The organism is Pseudomonas sp. MPB23 (assembly GCF_046605395.1).
In the GTDB taxonomy this organism is placed as follows: Bacteria; Pseudomonadota; Gammaproteobacteria; order Pseudomonadales; family Pseudomonadaceae; genus Aquipseudomonas.
Genome location: NZ_CP176771.1, coordinates 21,171 through 41,235 on the forward strand (window position 1 = coordinate 21,171; position 20,065 = coordinate 41,235).

Annotated in this window: 10 protein-coding genes, 2 tRNA genes and 4 rRNA genes; 7 read left to right on the forward strand and 9 right to left on the reverse strand. The window is 56.5% G+C overall.

Translation table 11 applies throughout. The annotated features are described in order from the left end of the window. The first annotated feature begins 204 nt into the window (after positions 1-204). From ACLH0J_RS00095 to ACLH0J_RS00110, 4 genes are read left to right on the forward strand one after another with little or no spacing between them, the layout of a single operon-like run. On the forward strand, positions 205-963 hold the full coding sequence (locus tag ACLH0J_RS00095) for a DUF3050 domain-containing protein (RefSeq protein WP_411390396.1): 759 nt from the start codon (positions 205-207) through the stop codon (positions 961-963). After that, entirely contained in the window at positions 960-1,907 is a 948-nt protein-coding gene (locus ACLH0J_RS00100) for a diiron oxygenase (RefSeq protein WP_411390397.1), read from the forward strand. Before ACLH0J_RS00095 ends, ACLH0J_RS00100 begins: the two co-directional genes overlap by 4 nt. Continuing rightward, on the forward strand, positions 1,904-5,281 hold the full coding sequence (locus ACLH0J_RS00105; protein WP_411390398.1) for an amino acid adenylation domain-containing protein: 3,378 nt from the start codon (positions 1,904-1,906) through the stop codon (positions 5,279-5,281). The genes ACLH0J_RS00100 and ACLH0J_RS00105 overlap by 4 nt, the downstream gene beginning before the upstream one ends. A gap of 17 nt (positions 5,282-5,298) precedes the next feature. Continuing rightward, the gene (locus ACLH0J_RS00110; protein ID WP_411390399.1) at positions 5,299-5,757 is read left to right on the forward strand and encodes an SRPBCC family protein; all 459 of its coding nucleotides are present in this window, start codon (positions 5,299-5,301) and stop codon (positions 5,755-5,757) included. Positions 5,758-5,802: 45 nt separating this feature from the next. Here the strand turns inward: ACLH0J_RS00110 and ACLH0J_RS00115 are convergent, their stop codons facing one another. After that, positions 5,803-7,683, reverse strand: a complete 1,881-nt coding sequence (locus tag ACLH0J_RS00115) for a methyl-accepting chemotaxis protein (RefSeq protein ID WP_411390400.1) — start codon at positions 7,681-7,683, stop codon at positions 5,803-5,805. An 808-nt stretch (positions 7,684-8,491) separates the two neighbouring features. On the opposite strand from ACLH0J_RS00115, the gene tnpB reads away from it, so the two are divergent. From tnpB to ACLH0J_RS00130, 3 genes are read left to right on the forward strand one after another with little or no spacing between them, the layout of a single operon-like run. Continuing rightward, the gene (tnpB, locus tag ACLH0J_RS00120) at positions 8,492-8,836 is read left to right on the forward strand and encodes an IS66 family insertion sequence element accessory protein TnpB (RefSeq protein WP_411390401.1); all 345 of its coding nucleotides are present in this window, start codon (positions 8,492-8,494) and stop codon (positions 8,834-8,836) included. Between the two features lie 37 nt (positions 8,837-8,873). Further along, complete coding sequence (gene tnpC, locus ACLH0J_RS00125) at positions 8,874-10,379, forward strand: IS66 family transposase (RefSeq protein WP_411390402.1); 1,506 nt, start codon at positions 8,874-8,876, stop codon at positions 10,377-10,379. 3 nt (positions 10,380-10,382) lie between these two features. Then, a complete protein-coding gene (locus ACLH0J_RS00130) occupies positions 10,383-10,961 on the forward strand; it encodes a plasmid pRiA4b ORF-3 family protein (protein WP_411390403.1) in 579 nt (192 codons plus the stop codon). A gap of 114 nt (positions 10,962-11,075) precedes the next feature. Here the strand turns inward: ACLH0J_RS00130 and rrf (ACLH0J_RS00135) are convergent. The 8 genes from rrf (ACLH0J_RS00135) to ACLH0J_RS00170 form a co-directional block, all read right to left on the reverse strand. Next, a 5S ribosomal RNA gene (gene rrf / locus ACLH0J_RS00135) occupies positions 11,076-11,191 on the reverse strand. A gap of 110 nt (positions 11,192-11,301) precedes the next feature. Beyond that, positions 11,302-11,417 (reverse strand): 5S ribosomal RNA (rrf, locus tag ACLH0J_RS00140). Between the two features lie 151 nt (positions 11,418-11,568). After that, a 23S ribosomal RNA gene (locus ACLH0J_RS00145) occupies positions 11,569-14,460 on the reverse strand. Between the two features lie 247 nt (positions 14,461-14,707). Beyond that, positions 14,708-14,783, reverse strand: a tRNA-Ala gene (locus ACLH0J_RS00150). 30 nt (positions 14,784-14,813) lie between these two features. Beyond that, positions 14,814-14,890: transfer RNA gene (locus tag ACLH0J_RS00155), tRNA-Ile, on the reverse strand. An 82-nt stretch (positions 14,891-14,972) separates the two neighbouring features. Next, positions 14,973-16,509, reverse strand: a 16S ribosomal RNA gene (locus ACLH0J_RS00160). Together the 16S, 23S and 5S rRNA genes with 2 tRNA genes alongside form the textbook arrangement of a ribosomal RNA operon. A gap of 628 nt (positions 16,510-17,137) precedes the next feature. Continuing rightward, a complete protein-coding gene (locus tag ACLH0J_RS00165; RefSeq protein WP_411390354.1) occupies positions 17,138-18,631 on the reverse strand; it encodes a CoA-acylating methylmalonate-semialdehyde dehydrogenase in 1,494 nt (497 codons plus the stop codon). 39 nt (positions 18,632-18,670) lie between these two features. Beyond that, a complete protein-coding gene (locus tag ACLH0J_RS00170) occupies positions 18,671-20,020 on the reverse strand; it encodes an aspartate aminotransferase family protein (RefSeq protein ID WP_411390355.1) in 1,350 nt (449 codons plus the stop codon). Between the last annotated feature and the right edge of the window lie 45 nt (positions 20,021-20,065).

The following is a 20,065-nucleotide window of genomic DNA, read 5'->3' on the forward strand; positions in this document are numbered from 1 at the left end:
AAAAACATCTAACACATTTATATGCTCGCCAACTTGTTTAACCCGACTATCATCTTTTATTACTAAACCAGACTCCTCACTCAGCCGCAGCCCGCTCACATCGGGCCTTGCGCATCCTGTCCGGTTTACGCCTGCTTATCTTTTTGCCGACCACAAAAGCCCATCGCTGTTTACAGCAGACGCAACAACTTATAGGCATCAACTATGCATCAACCGTTACTTGAACAAAAAAAACTGCAGTTATGCAGCCATCCGTTATTTTCCGAAATAACTTCACTTCATAAGTTACAACTTTTTATGGAAAGCCATGTATTCGCTGTTTGGGACTTCATGACCCTCACCAAGCGACTGCAACGGGACCTGACCTGTATTCACCTGCCCTGGCTGCCACCTGCCGACGCACACGCCGCCCGCCTGATCAACGAGATCGTGCTGGGCGAAGAATCCGACATTCACCCCCGACAGGGTCATTGCAGCCACTTCGAGCTGTACCTGGAAGCCATGACCGAAGTCGGCGCCAGCACTTCGGCGATCAACCGTTTCGTTGCGCTGCTACGCCAGGGGCTGGAGGCGAACACGGCCTTGCGCGAGGTTGACCCACCGCCTGGCGTGGCCCGCTTCGTCAGCGCCACATTGCGCATGGCGTCGAACGCGCCCACTCACTGTGTAGCGGCAGCCTTTCTTCATGGCCGCGAGCATGTCATCCCCGCCCTGTTCGAGCGCTTGCTGCAAGCGGATGATTTCATCCAACGCCAGGCCCCGACCCTGTACGACTACCTCAAACGCCACATCGAACTGGACGCCCAGGATCATGGACCGGCGGCGCAGCAGTTGCTCGAGCGCCTGGTCAGCGCCGATCCGGCTTATCCGCAACAGGCCGGGGACACCGCCCTCGCCGCCGTGCAGAGCCGTATCACGTTCTGGGACGAGGTGCAGGTCTCGCTGCAAGAGGTGCACCCATGAACATTGCCGACTACCTCTCCATCGCCGACGAATGGGAACGCCGCGCCACCATCCGTACACGCCCTCGCCGCGTGCTGGAAAACGATGACAAATTGATCTACCCGCTGTGCCGCCAGCCCCTGGTGCTGAGTGCGACCTTTGTTGAACAGTGCCCGCAATGGCGCGACTTCGTGCTGCTGCAAAGCTTCTACAAATTCATCAACGACGTGGTGATTTTCGAAACCGACATCGTCGACAAGACGGCGCGCAGCATTGCCAAGGATCGCTTCTCGGTGCCCTTTCCCCTGGTCTGCCGCTATGACGCGATGACCGTCGTGGTGGACGAGGACTACCACGCCCTGGTCGCGCTGGACTTCCTGCAACAAACCGTGGCCATGACCGGCATCCAGCCACTGGACCTGCCCGAGCAAATCGAACTGAACCGCGCACTGCCGGCCGCACAGGCTCAGGCACCTGCTCACCTGCGCGATGCGGTGGCGCTGATTGGCGTCGCCATTGCCGAAAACACCCTGACCCACGACGTGGCCGCGTTTGCCAAGGACACCAGTGTCAAAGCCTCCATCCGGGGCTTGATGGCCGACCACCTGTTCGATGAAGGTCGCCACGCCCAATTCTGGACGCGACTGGTACGCCTGTATTGGCAGGCGGCGAGCGCCGATGACCGCGACAGCATCGCTCAAGTGCTACCCACTTTCCTGGCGCATTACCTGACCAACGACCTGCAGAAAAACTTCGATCTGCATTTGATCGAACACCTCGACGTCACCGCCAGCGTGCGCGCCGCATTGCGTGATGAAGTCGTGGCGCTGGCGTTCCCCATCACCCGCCAGCATCCGTTGATGGGCAACATCATGGGGTTCCTGCAACATAGTGGCTTACTGCAAACGCCCAGCGTGACACAGGCGCTGGACAACTACTTGCCCGTGTCCGGGAGGCCGGCATGAGGTGCCTGAAGATCGGATGGAGCGGCACCAGCAACGTCCTGGCAGACATCAGGCAGATGCTGGAACAATACGGGCATCTCTCGGGTGACGCGGCCCTCGACCTGCTGGTTGAGGACGGGAGTGAGGCGCTGCCGGCCCACGCTGACCACGTCCCATGGCTAAGCCTGCGCGTGGGTTTCGGACCGTGCGCCCAGCACGGGCTACCAACACTGCAACTGCGTGCCTACGCCCGCGACAGGCGATTATTGGCCGTACTGGATATCGCCGATGAGCCCAGCGGCAACGGCCAGCGGCTGCGCCAGCAGGTGGCCCGTGCGCTGGTCGAGTGGGTTGTGCTGCACGTCAGCGCTTTCTCGCGGGACCCTGGGTATTTCTCGTCAAGCGCGGTAGGCAATGACTGGCCCGAGCAAGGTTTGCAAGGGCTTGAGGCGCTGGCGTATCTGCATCGGTTCAATCGCACCGCAGATCCCGCAGCGCTGCAGCAAGCCCAGGTGCCGGTGATCGAGCGGTTACAGGCCAGCCTTCACACCTTCGCCGAACGACCCGCGTTGAACATCGCAGGCAAGCCCGTGACCTACCGGCAGTTGCATGTCCAGGCACTGGCCATCCAACAACGATTGCACCCCTTGCTGGTGGCTTTCGAGGCACCCACAGTGGTTGGTGTGTACCTGGAAAAATCCATCGAGCTATACGCCTGCATGCTGGCGGTGCTGGCCTGTGGGGCGGTGTACCTGCCGCTAGGGTCCGATCATCCGCCTCAACGCCATCGGCTCATGCTCGACAGCGCAGGTGCCCGCGTATTGCTGGACGCCGGTCAGCATCCACTGCGAGGGCATTTCATCGCACTGGATGTCAGCACAGTCGACCCTGATGGCGCCGACCTCACACGCCCATTGATGCCATATCGTCCCCGCGCCGATGCGCCCTGCATGACGCTCTTTACATCGGGCACCACCGGCCAACCCAAAGGCGTATTGCTCAGCCAGGCCAACCTGGCGCATTTCACCGCCTGGTGCCGCGCCTGCCTGAGCCTGGAAGAGCAGAGCCGCGTGCTGCAGTTTTCGTCGCTGAGCTTCGACTCGTCGCTGATCGATATCTTCCCCGCCCTGATAGCAGGCGCCGAACTGATCGTCCCCAGTGAAGAGCAGCGACGTGATCCTTACCAGTTGCTGGAGCTGCTGCGCCGGCAACGTGTCACCCACGCCTTTCTGCCCCCCGCGTTGCTGAGCACCCTGCCACCCGATCAACCGCTGGGGCTGACGCATCTGCTGACGGGGGGCGAAGTCTGCGAGCCCCATGTGATCGAACGGCTGGCGGGGCAATGTCAGTTTCACAATCTCTATGGCCCAACGGAGGCCACGGTGCTGGTCACCCACCGGAGGTTGCAGCCAGGTGACAGTAACCGCAACCTTGGCCAGCCCATTGCCAACAGCCAGGTGTTGATCCTCGATGACGACCTGCAACCGGTGGATGAACAGGTCATCGGCGAGGTGTACATCATCGGCCCAGGAGTGAGTCTGGGGTATGTGAACCCATCGCAACAGGCCATCAGCGCGTTCGTGGATCTGGTCGTGCCTGGCGGCCAGACCCTGCGCGCCTACCGCAGCGGTGACCTGGCCAAGTGGACGGCTGAAGGCATCGTGCTGGGCGGGCGACTGGACGACCAAGTGAAGATTCGCGGCTTTCGGGTCGAACCCCAGGAAATTGAACAATGCCTGCGCGACAGCCGGCTCTATCGCCAGGTAGCGGTGGTTATCGACCATGACAGCAGCATCCGAGGCTTCGTCGCCCAGCCCGAACCGGGCGCCACGCTGGCGGCACTGCAGCAGCATGCCCGGCAGTGGTTGCCGGGTCATATGCAGCCCGACTTCCTGAACGAATTGCCACGCATGCCGCACTCCAGCAACGGCAAGGTCGACCGCGAGACCTTGCTGGAATTACCGGCCCTCCCCCTATTGCAGTCCTCCCGCAGCGCCGCACATACCCCACTTCAAGTTCAACTGGCCAGCCTGTGGGGCGAGCTGTTGGGGTTGCCTGCGGGTGAACTCTCTATCGACGACGGCTTCTTCGACCTCGGTGGTCACTCGATTTTGCTGTCGACGCTGTTACTGCGCGTCCGCGAGCAATTTGGACGTAGCTTCACATTGAGCCACTTCATTGAAGTACCGACGATTCGCACACTCGCGATGCTGGTGGAAGAAGGTGAGCGACCCGACGCGTCCTCTGGCCACGCGGTTCGGGATGCGCAACGGCAGTGGGCGATCGACACCCTGCCAGAGGAGCTCACGGGCGATCCGCATAAAGTCATCGTGACGGGCGCCAACAGCTTCGTCGGTGTCCATATCGTCGAAGCGTTACTGGCCGGTGGTGCAACCGAGATAGCCTGCCTGGTGCGAGAGGAGCCGGAGCACTCGGCAACCGAGCGGTTTGCTCAGGCGTTACGCGAATACCACCTGGAACACCTGGACCTGAGCCGGATACGGGTCTTTGCGGCGGACATCAGCCTGCCACGATTAGGTTTAACCGCCGACGTGTATGACGCCCTCGCGGAGGGTTTCGGTGTGCTGGTGCACAACGCGGCGCGAGTCAACCATGTCATGGACTACGCCTCGCTGACCAAGGACAACGTCGACCCGATATTCGAATGCCTGCGCTTGTGTGAGGCGCGCCGCAAGAAAGTGCTGAATTTTATCTCGACACTGTCGGCTTCCAGCAGTATCGACGCGCAGGGAAATGTGCTGGAAGCACCCGCCGCGGCCACGTTGCCGCTGTATATCAAGAATGGCTACAACCTGTCCAAATGGGTCGCCGAGCGGCAATTGGGACGTGCCGTGAGCCAAGGTGCCTGGGTGAATATCCATCGTCCCGGGAACATCAGCTTCAACAGCCGCAATGGGGTCTGCCGGCCGCAGAAAAATCGCCTGATGCTGATGCTCAAAGGTTCGCTGCAGTTGGGCCTGCTTCCTCGCCTGGATCTGAACTTTGACCTGATGCCGGTGGACTTCCTGGCTCGCTTCATCGCGTTCCACTGCCACCGCTTTCACGCCGATAGAAACGTATTCAACCTGCATAACCCACAGCCCCTGAGTTGGGAGCGCTACTTGGATGCCTTCAGCGAGGCAGGTCACGCATTCGAGCGCGTGAGCGTTACCCAATGGCAACAGGCGCTGCGAACAGTGAATGAAGACAACGCACTCTTTGGTGTACTGGGTTTTTACCTCGATCGTTTGGATGAAGACATCGGCGATACCTCAATGATTCGCCATGACCACGCGCGACAAGGTGTTCGACAAATGGGGGAACAATACCCAGAAAAAGACGCGGCGCTGTTAAGCAAAGGCTACAAATACCTCAAGGCCATCGGCTTCCTTTGACCCCTCAGGACAACCTCATGAAACCGCTGCAACCCGATACGTTAATCCGCAACCCGAACGGCGTGCCGATAGTGGCCTCTGTCCTGGTCAACTGTCATGCCCGCCGCCTGTGGAACATGGTGGGGCAGTTTGCAGGCTTCGATGTGTTCATTCCGGCCTTGTCCCATATCGAAACGATCGGCAACGGTGTAGGCGCTTTGCGCACGAAAGTCTTCCGCGACGGCAACCATGTGGTGGAGCAACTCAACAGTCGAGACGAGCATGCCATGCACATGACTTGGACCACGATCTACAACACCCTGGGTGTGGCCAGGTTATGGGCGGCAATCAGTGTGGACGCATTGGGCGATGAATGTTCCAGGGTAACCTGGACCATTATTGCCGAGCCCGTAGACACGGCACAGGTGGGGTTTGAACAATTTGTGCAAGGCTTCGCCAACAGCGCCCTGGACAACGTGCGCCGATTGCTTGGCTAAGCCACCGGGCCGAAGCGTTTCGCTTCTACCCGGCCAATCAGCGGGTCAGATCTTGAAGCTGTCGACCAGTTGCTTCAACCGATTGGCCTGCTGCGACAGTGCATCACAGTCCTGTAGGGTTTCATTGAGGTTGGCCACGCCCTGCTGGTTCAGCAGGTTGATCTGGTTGATGTCCACGTTGAGGGTTTCCACCACGGCGGTCTGCTCCTCGGTAGCAGCGGCGACGGACTGATTCATGCCATCGATCTCAACGATCCGCTGCGTCACACTGACCAACCGCTCACCGGCCTGATTGGCTACCTCTACGCTTTCTTCGCTGGAGACCTGGCTGGCATTCATGGTCGTCACCGCTTCGCGGGAACCCACCTGCAGCGAAGTGATCATTTTGTGGATCTCTTCAGCCGACTCCTGCGTGCGGTGAGCCAAGTTGCGCACCTCATCGGCGACCACGGCAAAACCTCGGCCAGCCTCTCCTGCACGCGCCGCCTCGATCGCGGCATTGAGCGCAAGCAAGTTGGTTTGCTGAGAGATGCCTTTGATCACATCAAGGATATGGCCAATGTTGTCGGTGCTGGCGTTCAGCGTCTCGATTTGCGCGCAGGACAGGCTGATCTTCTGCGACAGTGCCGACATTGCCAGGATGGTCTGCTCCACCACTTTGCGTCCATCGTCGGCCTGTTCGCTGGCGCCACTGGCATGCTGTGAAGCATCGGCGGCGTTACGCGCAATTTCCTGGGTAGCGGCCCCCAGTTCATTGATCGCTGCGGCTACGCTATTGGTTCGCGCGCTTTGCTCGTCGGAACCGATGATCGAGGCGTTCGAGGAGACCATCACTCGTTGGGAAAGGTCGTGCACCTGGCGCGTTGCCGAAGACACTTCGCAAATCGACGCGTGGATGCGCTCTACGAACTGATTGAATGCACTGCCGACTTCGCCGAACTCATCCTTGCTGGTGACAGCCAGGCGACGGGTAAGGTCGCCTTCGCCTTGGGCGATATCCTGCATGGCAACGCCCATGGCGGTCAGGGGGCGCAACAACACTTGAATCAGCAAACTCAAAAGCACGGCAATCGCAACCACCGCGATCAGCATGGCAATCAACGCAGAAGTCCGGAATTTACCCAATGGGGCGTAAGCTTTGTCTTTGTCGATCGACAGCCCTATATACCAATCCGCACCTGGCAAACCGCTGATAGGGGTGAACGACAGAATGCGCGCCTGACCATTGAGGACCACATCCTGGTTGACCTTCTCGATACGGACACTGGTGCCTGGGTAGATGTCCTTGAGGTTTTTCATCACATGGTCCTGATCTGGACTGACGATGACCTGGCCGTCGCCGCTGACCAGAAACGCATGGCCGATGCCGCCAAAGTCCACTGAGTTGATGATCTTCACCAGGGTCTGCAGGCTCAGGTCTCCACCCACCACACCGAGTAACTCACCGTTCTTTTTCACCGGCATAGCAATGGTCACGATCTGCCCGCCCACTGCGGCCATGTAGGGCGGTGTGAGCATGGGTTTGTCTGCGGCCACCGCTTGCTTGTACCAGGGGCGCTGCCGAGGGTCGTAGCCGTCAGGCATTTTCGCGTCTGGGCGTTGGGTGAACACACCGTTGGTTTGCCCAACGTAGGTGAACTGGAAGTTCGAGGTCAGCGCCGGTTGATCGACCAATCCTCGGAGATCCGCACCGCTGCCCTGATGGGCAATGTTTTGCGTAAGGCTTTCGAGCACGAGGATTCGACCACTGAGCCAGTTCTGCACGCTACTGGCGGTGAGTTCACCGGATTGCTGGATGGACGACTCCAGGTTCTGCTTGATCGTGCTGCGCTGCAGATAGTCGTTGTAGAGGGTAAATAACGCAAAGGCTAGAACTACGACGCCTGACGCAGCCAACAAAATTTTATGACTGAACTTGAAATTCATTTCATCGTCTTCTTTTTGCCAAAGGGGAAGTGAGCGTGCTGGGCGGAACATTCCATGTAACCGCATATGCGGACTCTCGAATCGCTCCATTTCAGTGCATGGCTTGTCAGGCTTTCGGCCAAACCGAGACAAATCTGTAAGATCCATCCCTGTTTTATATAAGAAACTGACCGGCGGTTATCGTCCAAGCAGATCGCACGGCTGGTAGGCACAGCGCTGAGCTGCAAACAACACTGGGCCACCGTCCTCGCGAACGCCGCAGTATCCAATTGCTGGAGGGCATACATCTGAACTCAATTCCGACAGCGCGGTAGACCTGGACTTCAACCCATGGAGGTGCCTAGTCACGCAGACGTGCGCCCCCCCCCCAATGATTGGCAGCGAGAATGAGAGGCTTTTTCCGCGAGCCCGGGTTAGTCAGCAAACCTTTGATCTGCCTTCATCGGTCTCTACAGTTATTGACCGTGATGGTGTGTTTTCTTTTGATTTGATAGCGCTCAAACATCAGCAAGCGTGTGAGATCAGACACTGACTTTTTATTTTTGCCGCTCGCCTAGGCTTGAAGGTTGCTCATCGTAACCGTCCGGCCAGCACCCTCTCCTGACAGCCCTCAAAATTAGCCAAGATAGTGGATACCATTTGAGCGTGGGTCGGATTAGTGAGAAATCACTGTCCAAGTGGCCGTGGAATGAGTGTCCAAGTCAGCGTGGAATCGCTGTCCAAGTGTTCGTGGAATGGGTGTCCAAATGCGCGTGGAATACGCACCCGATCCGCAGACGCTGCAATTCGTCTTGCAGCAGTTGCTGCGATGATTGCCCCGCCCGCTGGAACCCGTATCTGGATCGCCGCCGGCGTCACGGATATGCGCCGTGGCTTCGATGGTTTAGCGGCACTGGTGCAGACACAGTTGGAAGCCGACCCGTTTTCCGGTCAGATATTTGCCTTTCGCGGACGGCGCGGTGACCGGATCAAGCTGTTGTGGTGGGATGGCGACGGCTTGTGTCTGTTTTGCAAACGGTTGGAACAAGGGCGCTTCGTCTTGCCGCAAGCAACCAGCGGCAGCGTGTCGCTGACGCCTGCGCAGTTATCGATGCTGTTGGAAGGCATTGATTGGCGCAGGCCAATTCGTACAGCGCCTGTTCTCGCGGTCTGACTTGCCGCGCTGAAAAAATCCCCAGTAACATGCGGTCATGACTCTCGTGACCGACTCCCTGCCGAACGATCTTCAAGCCTTGAAGACTCTGGTCTCTGCCCAGCGGGCAGAGATTGAGCGCTTGAAAATGATGATCGCCAAGCTGCGTCGTACGCAGTTCGGTCGCAGCTCCGAGCAACTGGACGCGATGATCGATCAACTCCAGTTGAGCCTTGAAGAGCTGCAAGTCAGCCAAGCCGAAATGACACCGCCAGTCGAACCGGCACCTCGCGCAGTTTCGCGCCGCAAACCATTGCCCGAACACCTGCCTCGCGAAACTCAGGTGCATCAGCCCGAGTCGCAATGCACGGGCTGCGGTGGGAAGCTTCGCTATTTGGGTGAGGATGTGTCCGAAGTGCTGGAGTATGTTCCGGCACGTTTCAAAGTGATCCGCCATGTTCGCCCCAAGTGGGTCTGCCGCTGCTGCGAGCACATCGCCCAGGTGCCGGCGCCGAGTCGACCAATAGCCCGAGGCCTTGCAGGCCCGGGGTTGTTGGCCCATGTGCTGGTCTCCAAGTTTGTTGATCATTTGCCGTTGTATCGGCAGTCCGAGATCTACGCCCGTGAGGGCGTGGAACTGGAGCGCTCAACCCTGGCCGACTGGGTGGGCCAGAGCAGTCAGTTGCTCAGGCCGCTGATCAACGCCCTTGAGCACCACGTCATGAGCGGTCACAAAGTCCATGCAGACGACACGCCGATTGGCGTGCTCGCGCCGGGCAACGGCAAGACCAAAACGGCTCGCCTGTGGACACACGTGCGGGACGACCGACCTGCGGGTGACTCGACACCGGCGGCGGTCTGGTTTGCCTACTCGCCGGATCGCAAGGGGCAACATCCGCGCGCTCATCTCAAGGGCTTTAGCGGGATCTTGCAGGCTGACGGCTACGCCGGTTTTGCTCAGCTGTATGCGACGAGCACTATTGAGGAAGCTGCATGCTGGGCTCACGCCCGGCGCAAGTTTTACGATGTCTACAAAGACTTGGCTTCACCCCTTGCCGCCGAGGCGCTGCAACGGATTGCAGCCCTGTATGCCATCGAAAGCGAGATCCGAGGGCAGCCGCCCAACCTGCGAAAAACGGTTCGGCAAAGTCGGGCCAGTCCGCTGCTGGAGCACCTGCACGCATGGCTTAATCAGACGCTGACTCAACTGTCGAAAAAGTCGGCATTGGGCGGTGCAATCCTCTATGCCCTCAACCGGTGGCAGGCCTTAACGCGCTACTGCAATGATGGCCGAATCGAAATCGACAACAACGCCGCCGAACGGGCGCTACGCGCCGTCGCGCTGGGCCGCAAAAACTACCTGTTTGCCGGTTCCGATGCCGGCGGAGAACGAGCCGCTGCGATTTACAGCCTGGTGGGTACTGCCAAGCTAAACGGGTTAAACCCACAGGCCTATCTGGCCTACGTACTTGAGCACATTGCCGAACACCCGATCAATCGGGTGAGCGAGTTGCTGCCTTGGAACATTTCTTTGAATCACACTGAACACTGCGAGGCCGCCTGATCCATGGTTAAAACTGTCCGTTTACCCAAACCCGCCCCCGACCTGTTACTGCTGCACATCGAGCTGAAGTGGATCACTCCGAAGATTTGGCGTCGGTTCGCAGTGCCTGAAAACATCACCTTGGGCAAGCTGCACCATGTCATCCAGGTCGTGATGGGCTGGAGTGATAGCCATCTGCATGAGTTTGAAATTGCTGGTGAGAATTACGGCATGCCCGACCCTGATGGTTGGGGGCCGACGGTGAACCCGGAAGCCCGTAAAACGCTGATCAAGGCGCTGAACGGAAAGCGGACATTCAATTATCTCTACGACTTTGGTGACAGCTGGCATCACAGTATCAAGGTCGAAAAAACGCTACCCGCTGTTGCCTGTCTTCAGGTGCCGTACTGCATCGACGGCGCCAATGCTTGCCCACCGGAAGACGTGGGTGGCGGGCCTGGTTACGAGGAGTTTCTGGAGGCGATGGGCAACCCCGATCATCCAGAGCATGACGCCATGGTTGAATGGCATGGCGATGTTTTTGATCCGGTGACATTTGAGTGCGAGCGCGTGAACCAGCGGTTTAAACGGATTAAGGTTTGAGTTGCAAGGCGGTGTAGCTCGGACGCTTACTGCTCATCGGAAGCAGCAAAGATCTGTCCCCCCTAAACGACAAAACCCCTGTCTGCGCTAGCAGACAGGGGTTTTGGAATTTGATCTTGACGATGACCTACTCTCACATGGGGAAACCCCACACTACCATCGGCGATGCATCGTTTCACTACTGAGTTCGGGATGGGATCAGGTGGTTCCAATGCTCTATGGTCGTCAAGAAATTCTGTATGCCGGATCGTAGCGTGAGCAACGTCCCAGCTGAATTCATGGACTTCTACTATAAACAAAACCCCTGTCTGCGTAAGCAAACAGGGGTTTCGGAATTTAATCTTGACGATGACCTACTCTCACATGGGGAAACCCCACACTACCATCGGCGATGCATCGTTTCACTACTGAGTTCGGGATGGGATCAGGTGGTTCCAATGCTCTATGGTCGTCAAGAAATTCGGGTACTGACTCGTGACCTGATGGCCTCGCTTCAGCAAATTGAGTATGTGATAGCAATCGGTGTTTTGTGAGATTCGAACTTTCGGTTCGTTTCGTCTTCACACACCGCAATCTGGCCTTTCGACGCAAATTGCTTGGGTGTTATATGGTCAAGCCTCACGGGCAATTAGTATTGGTTAGCTCAACGCCTCACAGCGCTTACACACCCAACCTATCAACGTCGTAGTCTTCGACGGCCCTTCAGGGGACTCAAGGTCCCAGTGAGATCTCATCTTGAGGCTAGTTTCCCGCTTAGATGCTTTCAGCGGTTATCTATTCCGAACATAGCTACCCGGCAATGCCACTGGCGTGACAACCGGAACACCAGAGGTTCGTCCACTCCGGTCCTCTCGTACTAGGAGCAGCCCCTCTCAAATCTCAAACGTCCACGGCAGATAGGGACCGAACTGTCTCACGACGTTCTAAACCCAGCTCGCGTACCACTTTAAATGGCGAACAGCCATACCCTTGGGACCGGCTTCAGCCCCAGGATGTGATGAGCCGACATCGAGGTGCCAAACACCGCCGTCGATATGAACTCTTGGGCGGTATCAGCCTGTTATCCCCGGAGTACCTTTTATCCGTTGAGCGATGGCCCTTCCATACAGAACCACCGGATCACTAAGACCTACTTTCGTACCTGCTCGACGTGTCTGTCTCGCAGTCAAGCGCGCTTTTGCCTTTATACTCTACGACCGATTTCCGACCGGTCTGAGCGCACCTTCGTACTCCTCCGTTACTCTTTAGGAGGAGACCGCCCCAGTCAAACTACCCACCATACACTGTCCTCGATCCGGATAACGGACCTGAGTTAGAACCTCAAAGTTGCCAGGGTGGTATTTCAAGGTTGGCTCCACGCGAACTGGCGTCCACGCTTCAAAGCCTCCCACCTATCCTACACAAGCAAATTCAAAGTCCAGTGCAAAGCTATAGTAAAGGTTCACGGGGTCTTTCCGTCTAGCCGCGGATACACTGCATCTTCACAGCGATTTCAATTTCACTGAGTCTCGGGTGGAGACAGCGCCGCCATCGTTACGCCATTCGTGCAGGTCGGAACTTACCCGACAAGGAATTTCGCTACCTTAGGACCGTTATAGTTACGGCCGCCGTTTACCGGGGCTTCGATCAAGAGCTTCGCGTTAGCTAACCCCATCAATTAACCTTCCGGCACCGGGCAGGCGTCACACCCTATACGTCCACTTTCGTGTTTGCAGAGTGCTGTGTTTTTAATAAACAGTCGCAGCGGCCTGGTATCTTCGACCGGCATGGGCTTACGGAGCAAGTCCTTCACCCTCACCGGCGCACCTTCTCCCGAAGTTACGGTGCCATTTTGCCTAGTTCCTTCACCCGAGTTCTCTCAAGCGCCTTGGTATTCTCTACCCAACCACCTGTGTCGGTTTGGGGTACGGTTCCTGGTTACCTGAAGCTTAGAAGCTTTTCTTGGAAGCATGGCATCAACCACTTCGTCATCTAAAAGATAACTCGTCATCAGCTCTCGGCCTTAAGATCCCGGATTTACCTAAGATCTCAGCCTACCACCTTAAACTTGGACAACCAACGCCAAGCTGGCCTAGCCTTCTCCGTCCCTCCATCGCAATAACCAGAAGTACAGGAATATTAACCTGTTTTCCATCGACTACGCTTTTCAGCCTCGCCTTAGGGACCGACTAACCCTGCGTCGATTAACGTTGCGCAGGAAACCTTGGTCTTTCGGCGTGGGTGTTTTTCACACCCATTATCGTTACTCATGTCAGCATTCGCACTTCTGATACCTCCAGCAAGCTTCTCAACTCACCTTCACAGGCTTACAGAACGCTCCTCTACCGCATCACCTAAGTGATACCCGTAGCTTCGGTGTATGGTTTGAGCCCCGTTACATCTTCCGCGCAGGCCGACTCGACTAGTGAGCTATTACGCTTTCTTTAAAGGGTGGCTGCTTCTAAGCCAACCTCCTAGCTGTCTAAGCCTTCCCACATCGTTTCCCACTTAACCATAACTTTGGGACCTTAGCTGACGGTCTGGGTTGTTTCCCTTTTCACGACGGACGTTAGCACCCGCCGTGTGTCTCCCATGCTCGGCACTTGTAGGTATTCGGAGTTTGCATCGGTTTGGTAAGTCGGGATGACCCCCTAGCCGAAACAGTGCTCTACCCCCTACAGTGATACATGAGGCGCTACCTAAATAGCTTTCGAGGAGAACCAGCTATCTCCGAGCTTGATTAGCCTTTCACTCCGATCCACAGGTCATCCGCTAACTTTTCAACGGTAGTCGGTTCGGTCCTCCAGTTAGTGTTACCCAACCTTCAACCTGCCCATGGATAGATCGCCCGGTTTCGGGTCTATTCCCAGCGACTAGACGCCCTATTAAGACTCGCTTTCGCTACGCCTCCCCTATTCGGTTAAGCTCGCCACTGAAAATAAGTCGCTGACCCATTATACAAAAGGTACGCAGTCACAGAACAAAGTCTGCTCCCACTGCTTGTACGCATACGGTTTCAGGATCTATTTCACTCCCCTCTCCGGGGTTCTTTTCGCCTTTCCCTCACGGTACTAGTTCACTATCGGTCAGTCAGTAGTATTTAGCCTTGGAGGATGGTCCCCCCATATTCAGACAAAGTTTCTCGTGCTCCGTCCTACTCGATTTCATGACTAAGAGATTTTCGCGTACAGGGCTATCACCCACTATGGCCGCACTTTCCAGAGCGTTCCGCTAATCTCAAAGCCACTTAAGGGCTAGTCCCCGTTCGCTCGCCACTACTAAGGGAATCTCGGTTGATTTCTTTTCCTCAGGGTACTTAGATGTTTCAGTTCCCCTGGTTCGCCCCTTACACCTATGTATTCAGTGTAAGGTAACCATCTTATGATGGCTGGGTTCCCCCATTCAGACATCTCCGGATCAAAGTCTGTTTGCCGACTCCCCGAAGCTTTTCGCAGGCTACCACGTCTTTCATCGCCTCTGACTGCCAAGGCATCCACCGTATGCGCTTCTTCACTTGACCATATAACCCCAAGCAATCTGGTTATACTGTGAAGACGACATTCGCCGAAAATTCGATACTCTCAATTAAGAGAACTCACAAATTTTACCTTAGCCTGATCCGTTACCAGTGAAAGTAACGTTCAGTCTATCTTTCTATCACATACCCAAATTTTTAAAGAACGATCTAATCAAAGACTAGAAATCAACATTCACCATCATCACGATGGAATGCTCATTTCTAAGCTTTCAACTTCCAGAAGCAGTAGTGGTGGAGCCAAACGGGATCGAACCGTTGACCTCCTGCGTGCAAGGCAGGCGCTCTCCCAGCTGAGCTATGGCCCCGTATTTCTACAGGCGTTTCCCACACAAAATTGGTGGGTCTGGGCAGATTCGAACTGCCGACCTCACCCTTATCAGGGGTGCGCTCTAACCAACTGAGCTACAGACCCAATTTCGGGCTGCTTCTTATCGTCTTCTTCAATGAATCAAGCAATTCGTGTGGGAACTTATGGATCAGCTGATGTCGTCGATTAAGGAGGTGATCCAGCCGCAGGTTCCCCTACGGCTACCTTGTTACGACTTCACCCCAGTCATGAATCACACCGTGGTAACCGTCCTCCCGAGGGTTAGACTAGCTACTTCTGGTGCAACCCACTCCCATGGTGTGACGGGCGGTGTGTACAAGGCCCGGGAACGTATTCACCGCGACATTCTGATTCGCGATTACTAGCGATTCCGACTTCACGCAGTCGAGTTGCAGACTGCGATCCGGACTACGATCGGTTTTCTGGGATTAGCTCCACCTCGCGGCTTGGCAACCCTCTGTACCGACCATTGTAGCACGTGTGTAGCCCAGGCCGTAAGGGCCATGATGACTTGACGTCATCCCCACCTTCCTCCGGTTTGTCACCGGCAGTCTCCTTAGAGTGCCCACCATAACGTGCTGGTAACTAAGGACAAGGGTTGCGCTCGTTACGGGACTTAACCCAACATCTCACGACACGAGCTGACGACAGCCATGCAGCACCTGTCTCAATGTTCCCGAAGGCACCAATCTATCTCTAGAAAGTTCATTGGATGTCAAGGCCTGGTAAGGTTCTTCGCGTTGCTTCGAATTAAACCACATGCTCCACCGCTTGTGCGGGCCCCCGTCAATTCATTTGAGTTTTAACCTTGCGGCCGTACTCCCCAGGCGGTCAACTTAATGCGTTAGCTGCGCCACTAAGAGCTCAAGGCTCCCAACGGCTAGTTGACATCGTTTACGGCGTGGACTACCAGGGTATCTAATCCTGTTTGCTCCCCACGCTTTCGCACCTCAGTGTCAGTATTAGTCCAGGTGGTCGCCTTCGCCACTGGTGTTCCTTCCTATATCTACGCATTTCACCGCTACACAGGAAATTCCACCACCCTCTACCATACTCTAGTCAGTCAGTTTTGAATGCAGTTCCCAGGTTGAGCCCGGGGATTTCACATCCAACTTAACAAACCACCTACGCGCGCTTTACGCCCAGTAATTCCGATTAACGCTTGCACCCTCTGTATTACCGCGGCTGCTGGCACAGAGTTAGCCGGTGCTTATTCTGTCGGTAACGTCAAAACAATCACGTATTAGGTAACTGCCCTTCCTCCCAACTTAAAGTGCTTTACAATCCGAAGACCTTCTTCACACACGCGGCATGGCTGGATCAGGCTTTCGCCCATTGTCCAATATTCCCCACTGCTGCCTCCCGTAGGAGTCTGGACCGTGTCTCAGTTCCAGTGTGACTGATCATCCTCTCAGACCAGTTACGGATCGTCGCCTTGGTGAGCCATTACCCCACCAACTAGCTAATCCGACCTAGGCTCATCTGATAGCGCAAGGCCCGAAGGTCCCCTGCTTTCTCCCGTAGGACGTATGCGGTATTAGCGTCCGTTTCCGAACGTTATCCCCCACTACCAGGCAGATTCCTAGGCATTACTCACCCGTCCGCCGCTCTCAAGAGAAGCAAGCTTCTCTCTACCGCTCGACTTGCATGTGTTAGGCCTGCCGCCAGCGTTCAATCTGAGCCATGATCAAACTCTTCAGTTCAAACATCTTTGGGTTTTTAAGAAACCCTAAACTTGGCTCAGCAATCGTTGGTTACATCTTTGATTTCTCGCGGAGTAACTTGCGATGCTGATAATCTTGTTGACTATCAGTCTGACTCCACAAGCACCCACACGAATTGCTTGACTCAGTTGTTAAAGAGCGGTTGGTTAAGATCTTTCGTCTCAACCGAGGCGCGCATTCTACAGCAGCCTCATTTGCTGTCAAGTGATTATTTTCAGAAGTTTTCGAGGGCTTCCTCAACAACTTCAACCACTTGCGCTTCCGATCTCTCGTTAGCGGGAGGCGAATTCTACAGCGTTACACGCTGCTGTCAACACCTCTTTTTCTCCGCTTTCGACCGAGAGGATCGAAACGTTAATAGAGCCAAACTACGCTGCCCTACCAACTCCTTCTGGGCTTCGATGAACTGAAGCAGGTCGCTGTCGAATCTTGCATAACTCTTTGTTTACCAAGGAGTTTTCCGTTTCGACTGCGCCGGAAGTGGGGCGAATTATAGACTTCCAGAATCTGCCGTCAACTCCTTTTTTCACATTTCTGTCATATCAGTCAAAAGGGGCTCTAAAATACAAAAGCCGGCCCCTAGGGGCCGGCTTTTGTTCATTCAACCTTACAAGCTGGGAAACGCGAACTGCGACGCTTCATGGCTGGCCCGTTGCGGCCAGCGCTGGGTGATTGCCTTGCGCCGGGTATAGAAACGCACCCCATCCGGCCCATAGGCATGCAAGTCGCCAAACAGCGAGCGCTTCCAACCACCGAAGCTGTGGTACGCCACCGGTACCGGCAGTGGAACGTTCACGCCAACCATGCCCACTTCAATCTCATCACAGAACAAACGCGCCGCCTCACCGTCACGGGTGAAAATGCAGGTGCCGTTGCCGTATTCATGATCGTTGATCAGTTGCATCGCCGCTTCCAGGCTGTTCACTCGCACGACACACAGCACTGGCCCGAAGATCTCTTCCTTATAGATGCGCATCTCAGGCGTAACACGGTCGAACAAGCTGCCGCCCAGGAAGAAGCCTTCTTCGTGCCCGGCAATGCTCAGCCCTCGACCATCAACCACCAGCTCCGCACCGGAAGCCACACCGTCTTCGATGTAGCCGCTGACTTTGTCGCGCGCCTGCCCTGTCACCAAGGGACCCATGTCTAGCCCACAGGTGGTGCCTGCGCCAATCTTCAACGCCTTGATCTGCGGCACCAGCTTGGCAATCAACGCATCCGCCACCTGATCACCCACGCACACGGCAACCGAGATCGCCATGCAACGCTCACCGCAGGAACCATAGGCCGCGCCCATCAGCGCACTGACCGCGTTATCCAGATCGGCATCCGGCATCAACACCGCATGGTTCTTCGCTCCGCCCAGCGCCTGCACGCGTTTACCGCGCTTGGTCGCCTCGGCATAGATGTACTCGGCAATCGGCGTCGAGCCCACAAAGCTCAGCGCTTTGACTTCAGGCGCTTCGATCAATGCATCCACCGCGCCTTTGTCGCCGTGCACCACGCTCAGCACGCCTTTAGGCAGACCCGCTTCCTGCAGCAGTTGCGCAATCAGCAGCGTCGAACTCGGATCGCGCTCCGACGGTTTGAGGATGAAGCAGTTACCGCAGACGATCGCCAGCGGGTACATCCACAGCGGTACCATCGCCGGGAAATTGAACGGGGTAATACCCGCCACTACGCCCAATGGCTGAAAGTCCGACCAGGCATCAATGTTCGGCCCCACGTTGCGGCTGTACTCGCCTTTGAGAATCTCCGGTGCCGAGCACGCGTATTCCACGTTCTCGATCCCGCGCTTGAGTTCGCCGGCCGCGTCTTCGAGCGTCTTGCCGTGCTCTTCGCTGATCAACTGCGAGATACGCGCTTCGTTCTGCTCCAGCAATTGCTTGAAGCGGAACATTACCTGAGCGCGCCTGGCCGCCGGGGTATTACGCCATGCCGGAAACGCAGCCTTGGCCGAGTCAATCGCACTCTGAATGGTCTCACGACTGGCCAGCGGCACCTGGTGGATCACCTGGCCGGTGGATGGGTTGTACACATCGGCAGTACGACCGGACTCGCTGACCAACTGGCCGTTGATCAAATGCTGGATGAGGCTCATGCAGGGCTCCTGAAAAATTGTTCTATATAGAAGGAGAAATCAGTCGATCTTGTTCAGCACTTCGCCGACCGCGTCGAACAGACGATCCAGGTCCTGCGGCTTGCTGTTGAAGGTTGGCCCGAACTGCAGGGTGTCGCCGCCGAAGCGCACATAGAACCCGGCCTTCCACAAAGCCATACCGGCCTCGAATGGACGTACGATCGCATCACCATCACGCGGGGCAATCTGGATCGCACCAGCCAGGCCGTAGTTACGGATGTCGATCACGTTCTTGCTGCCCTTCACACCGTGCAGCACATTCTCAAAGTGCGGGGCGATTTCGGCTACGCTCTGCACCAGGTTTTCCTTCTGCAACAGGTCCAATGCAGCCAAGCCCGCCGCGCAAGCCACCGGATGCGCCGAGTAGGTGTAGCCGTGGGGGAATTCCACCGCGTACTCAGGCGTCGCCTGGTTCATGAAGGTCTGATAGATCTCGCTGCTGGCAATCACCGCGCCCATTGGGATCGCGCCGTTGGTGACTTGCTTGGCGATGCACATCAGGTCCGGCGTCACACCGAAGCTGTCGGCACCGAACATCGAACCGGTGCGGCCGAAACCGGTGATCACTTCGTCGAATACCAACAGGATGTTGTGCTGGTCGCAGATTTCACGCAGACGCTTGAGGTAGCCCTGTGGCGGCACCAGTACGCCTGCGGAGCCGGCCATTGGCTCGACAAATACAGCGGCGATGTTCGAGGCATCATGCAGTTCGATCAGCTTGAGCAGCTCATCGGCCAACGCGATACCGCCCTGCTCCGGCATACCACGGGAGAAAGCATTACTTGCCAGCAAGGTGTGAGGCAGATGATCAACGTCCATCATCGCCTGCCCAAACATCTTACGGTTGCCGTTGACGCCGCCCAGGCTGGTGCCGGCGATGTTCACACCGTGATACCCACGGGCGCGGCCGATCATCTTGGTCTTGGTGGCCTGGCCTTTCAGACGCCAGTAGGCACGCACCATTTTCACCGCTGTATCGGCGCACTCGGAGCCGGAGTCGGTGAAAAATACGTGGTTCAGGTTGCCCGGGGTCAAGTCGGTAATCTTTTCCGCCAGTTGGAAGGACAACGGATGACCATATTGGAAGCCTGGGGAGTAGTCCAAGGTGCCCAATTGTTTGGCAACCGCTTCCTGGATTTCCTTGCGCGTGTGCCCGGCGCCGCACGTCCACAACCCCGACAACGAATCATAGACCTTGCGGCCCTTGTCATCGGTCAACCAACTGCCTTCGGCGGCCACGATCAGGCGCGGGTCGCGCTGGAAGTTACGGTTGGCGGTGTAAGGCATCCAGTGAGCGTCCAACTTCAGTTGGCTGGCCAGGGACGATGGGGCGTTTTCGGGCATGTTCATCAGCAAAACCTCGCAGGGCAAAAGGCAGCGTCGGGATTGAAAAGC

What these genes read in the sequence shown, in the direction of transcription:
- tnpB (WP_411390401.1), top strand. Translation starts at nt 8,492, where the DNA reads ATGATTGCCCCGCCCGCTGGAACCCGTATCTGGATCGCCGCCGGCGTC.
- ACLH0J_RS00165 (WP_411390354.1), bottom strand. Translation starts at nt 18,631, where the DNA reads ATGAGCCTCATCCAGCATTTGATCAACGGCCAGTTGGTCAGCGAGTCC.
- ACLH0J_RS00110 (WP_411390399.1), top strand. Translation starts at nt 5,299, where the DNA reads ATGAAACCGCTGCAACCCGATACGTTAATCCGCAACCCGAACGGCGTG.
- ACLH0J_RS00105 (WP_411390398.1), top strand. Translation starts at nt 1,904, where the DNA reads ATGAGGTGCCTGAAGATCGGATGGAGCGGCACCAGCAACGTCCTGGCA.
- ACLH0J_RS00115 (WP_411390400.1), bottom strand. Translation starts at nt 7,683, where the DNA reads ATGAATTTCAAGTTCAGTCATAAAATTTTGTTGGCTGCGTCAGGCGTC.
- ACLH0J_RS00100 (WP_411390397.1), top strand. Translation starts at nt 960, where the DNA reads ATGAACATTGCCGACTACCTCTCCATCGCCGACGAATGGGAACGCCGC.
- ACLH0J_RS00130 (WP_411390403.1), top strand. Translation starts at nt 10,383, where the DNA reads ATGGTTAAAACTGTCCGTTTACCCAAACCCGCCCCCGACCTGTTACTG.
- ACLH0J_RS00170 (WP_411390355.1), bottom strand. Translation starts at nt 20,020, where the DNA reads ATGAACATGCCCGAAAACGCCCCATCGTCCCTGGCCAGCCAACTGAAG.
- tnpC (WP_411390402.1), top strand. Translation starts at nt 8,874, where the DNA reads ATGACTCTCGTGACCGACTCCCTGCCGAACGATCTTCAAGCCTTGAAG.
- ACLH0J_RS00095 (WP_411390396.1), top strand. Translation starts at nt 205, where the DNA reads ATGCATCAACCGTTACTTGAACAAAAAAAACTGCAGTTATGCAGCCAT.